This window comes from Mesorhizobium sp. M7A.F.Ca.AU.001.01.1.1 (assembly GCF_004022735.1).
GTDB classification, from domain to species: domain Bacteria; phylum Pseudomonadota; class Alphaproteobacteria; order Rhizobiales; family Rhizobiaceae; genus Mesorhizobium; species Mesorhizobium ciceri.
Map to the genome: position 1 here is coordinate 1 of NZ_RZPF01000692.1, position 3,490 is coordinate 3,490.

The 3,490-nt window shown below is 65.5% G+C and carries 4 protein-coding genes; all 4 read left to right on the plus strand.

Translation table 11 applies throughout. The annotated features are described in order from the left end of the window. A partial coding sequence (gene lgt, locus EN884_RS29945; protein WP_128360914.1) for a prolipoprotein diacylglyceryl transferase occupies positions 1–764 on the plus strand: 764 nt, incomplete at its 5' end. Then, positions 761–1,849, plus strand: coding sequence for a class I SAM-dependent methyltransferase (locus EN884_RS29950; RefSeq protein WP_027162150.1), 1,089 nt, complete (start codon positions 761–763; stop codon positions 1,847–1,849). The genes lgt and EN884_RS29950, both read left to right, overlap by 4 nt. A 105-nt stretch (positions 1,850–1,954) precedes the next feature. Then, positions 1,955–2,749, plus strand: a complete 795-nt coding sequence (pgeF, locus tag EN884_RS29955) for a peptidoglycan editing factor PgeF (RefSeq protein WP_027162151.1) — start codon at positions 1,955–1,957, stop codon at positions 2,747–2,749. After that, the coding region (locus EN884_RS29960; RefSeq protein ID WP_164895237.1) for a Xaa-Pro peptidase family protein at positions 2,749–3,490 on the plus strand (742 nt) is incomplete at its 3' end. The genes pgeF and EN884_RS29960, both read left to right, overlap by 1 nt.

A 3,490-nucleotide genomic window follows, 5' to 3' on the forward strand; every position in this document is an offset into this window, starting at 1 on the left:
GGTATGGCGTCGGCTATATCGTCGGCATCCTGTTCGCCTGGTGGTATGCCAAGCGGCTCGCCGCCAATGCCAGGCTGTGGCCGAACGGCGTCCTGCCGATGAAGCCGGAGGATCTCGACGATTTCATCGTCTGGGCGGCCATCGGCGTCGTGCTCGGAGGCCGCACCGGCTATGTGCTCTTCTATGATCTGGCGCGCTACATCGCGCACCCGCTCGATATCTTCGCCGTGTGGCAGGGCGGCATGTCGTTCCATGGCGGCCTGCTCGGCGTCATCCTCGCCATGACGCTGTTTTCCATCAAGCGCGGCATCCGCACCTGGTCGCTGTTCGATGTCGTGGCGGCCGGCGTGCCGGTCGGCCTTGGCCTGGTGCGCGTCGCCAACTTCATCAATTCCGAGCTGTGGGGCCGGCCAACCGACGTGCCCTGGGCGTTCGAATTCCCCAATGGCGGGCCGTTTGCCCGTCATCCGAGCCAGCTTTACGAGGCGCTTCTGGAGGGCGTGGTGCTGTTCCTCGTGCTGCGCATCCTCACCCATTCGCGCCTTAAGCTGAAGACGCCGCGCTTCGTCGGCGGCGCCTTCATCTGCGGCTACGGCCTGTCGCGTATCTTCGTCGAGTTCTTCCGCGAACCCGACCAGCAGCTCGGCTATCTCCTCGGCACCAACTGGTTGACCATGGGCATGATCCTGTCGTCGCCGATGGTGTTGGCCGGCATCTGGGCGATGCTGACCGCCAAGCCGGTGGCACAGCCGCAGCCGGCATGACACGGCTGAAGACCCGCATCGTCGACCTGATCGAGGCCCTGGGGCCGCTTCCCGTCAACGAGTACATGGCGCTGTGCCTGTTCGACCCGGCGGACGGCTACTACACGACGCGCGAGCCCTTTGGTGCGGGCGGCGACTTCATCACCGCGCCGGAAATCAGCCAGATGTTCGGCGAACTGGTCGCCGTGTGGCTTTATCAAGCCTGGCTGGCGGGCGGCCGGTCGCGGTCGGCCACCATCGCCGAGATCGGACCCGGCCGCGGCACGCTGATGAAGGACATGCTGCGCACGCTGTCGCGGCTCGATCCTGACCTGGCCAACGGCGCCACCTTCGCCATGATCGAGACAAGCCCGCGCCTGACCGAGGTGCAAAAAAAGACGCTTGGCGTCACACCCTTCGCGGTTGGCTGGCACGAAACCATCGAGACCTTGCCGCAACAATCGCTGTTCATCGTCGGCAACGAACTGTTCGACGCCGTTCCCATCCGCCAGTTCATCCGCGCCGGCGCCGGCTGGCGCGAGCGCATGGTCGGCCTCGACGAGACCAACGACCTTTGCTTCTTCGCCGGCGCCGGCTCGGTCGACCCGACGCTGCTGCCCGCCGATGCCGCTCACGCGCCGCAAGGCGCGATCGCCGAAGTGGCACCTGCCCGCACCGCGCTGATGGCAACAATCGCCGAGCGCATATCCAGGCATGGCGGCGCCGGCCTGTTTCTCGATTACGGCCATTTCCAGCCGGGTGTCGGGGACACGCTGCAGGCCTTGCGCAGCCACGATCACGAAGATGTGCTGGCCAATCCCGGTGAGGCCGACCTCACGTCCCACGTCGATTTCGCCGCCCTTGCCGCGATCGCGCGTGCACATGGCCTCGAAGCCCATCTGACGACACAGGGCGACTTCCTGCTCGGCATGGGCATCCTCGAGCGCGCCGGCCGCCTTGGCGCCGATGCCGGTCAGGCGGCGCGCGAAAGGATCGCCGGCGACGTCGAGCGCCTCGCCGGGCCGCAAGCCATGGGCGAGCTGTTCAAGGTGCTTGCGGTGCTGCCTCGCGGCGTGGCGGTTCGGCCCTTTGCCGAGGCGGATTGACTTTTTACCCCCGCCCCTCCCAATCTCCCGTCCGCGCTTTGCAGCCTGTTCTCGACCAAGCACCTTCTTCTTGACGAAACCGCCCACACGGACAACAACGCCCGCATGCTGAATCAGACCAAACCGGATCCCGTTCGGTCGCCGCTGCTGGACGAGGCGCAGGCACAAGGCATCCGCCACGGCTATTTCACCCGCGTCGGCGGTGTTTCCGGCGGCATCTATCAGGGCCTCAACATCGGCACCGGATCGAATGACGACCAGACGCTGGTTGCCGAGAACCGCGCCCGTGTCGCTGCCTGGATGGGCGTGCCGGCAAGCCATCTGTTGACCGCCTGGCAAATCCATTCGCCCGATGTCGTCATTGCCAGGGAGCCCTTTGCCGGCGAGCGCCCCAAGGCGGACGCCATCGTCACCGATCGGCCGGGCATCGCCATCGGCGCCTCGACCGCCGATTGCGGTCCCGTGCTGTTCGCTGATGCGCAGGCGCGCATCATCGGCGCTGCGCATGCCGGCTGGAAAGGCGCGTTCACCGGCGTGCTCGAAAACACCATCCTGGCGATGGAAAGCCTCGGCGCCCGGCGCCAAAACATCGTCGCCGTGCTAGGCCCCTCCATCGGCCCGCGAAACTACGAGGTCGGCCCGGAATTCGTCGCCCGCTTTGTCGAATCCGACGCCGAAAACATCCTCTATTTCGCTCCGTCCGCCAATGCCGGCCATGCGATGTTCGACCTCAACCGCTACACGGTTGACCGGCTGGCCAAGGCAGGCGTGACGGCTGAGGGCCTCGACCGCTGCACTTACGCTGAGGAAGGCCTGTTCTACTCCTATCGGCGCACCACGCATCGCAAGGAGCCCGATTACGGCCGGCAGGTTTCGGCAATTGTCTTGGAGAGGGAATAATGGCGCTGCATTTTGAACGATCTGAATTTGACGCGCGGCGCGACCGGCTGATCATCGAGATGGCCGAAAAGAAGCTCGACGCCATCCTGCTGTTCGCGCAGGAAAGCATGTATTGGCTGACCGGCTACGACACGTTCGGCTTCTGCTTCTTCCAGTGCCTGGTGGTCAAGGCCGACGGTTCGATGGTGCTTCTGACCCGCTCGGCCGACCTGCGCCAGGCACGTCAGACCTCGATTATCGACAACATCGTCTTGTGGACCGACCGCAACGGCGCCAATCCCGCGGTCGACCTGCGCAATCTGCTCAACGAACTCGACCTGCTCGGCGCCCGCATCGGTGTCGAATATGACACCCACGGCCTGACCGCCTTCAACGGCCGCCGCCTGGACGAGCAGTTGCAGACCTTCGGCCAGATCGCCGATGCGTCCGGCATTGTCGGCCGGCTGCGCCTGTTCAAGAGCCCGGCCGAGATAGCCAAGGCCGAGAAGGCCGCCAATCTCTCCGACGATGCGCTCGACGCGGCACTGCCGCTGATCAAGCAAGGCGGCGACGAAGCTCTGATCCTGGCCGCCATGCAGGGCGCGATCTTCGCCGGCGGCGGCGACTATCCGGCCAACGAGTTCATCATCGGCTCCGGCGTCGATGCGCTGCTGTGCCGCTACAAGGCCGGCCGCCGCAAGCTCACCAAGAACGACCAGCTGACGCTCGAATGGGCCGGCGTCTTCAACCACTACCATGCGC

Coding starts and splice junctions, on each gene's coding strand:
- pgeF (WP_027162151.1), top strand. CDS start 1,955: ATGCTGAATCAGACCAAACCGGATCCCGTTCGGTCGCCGCTGCTGGAC.
- EN884_RS29950 (WP_027162150.1), top strand. CDS start 761: ATGACACGGCTGAAGACCCGCATCGTCGACCTGATCGAGGCCCTGGGG.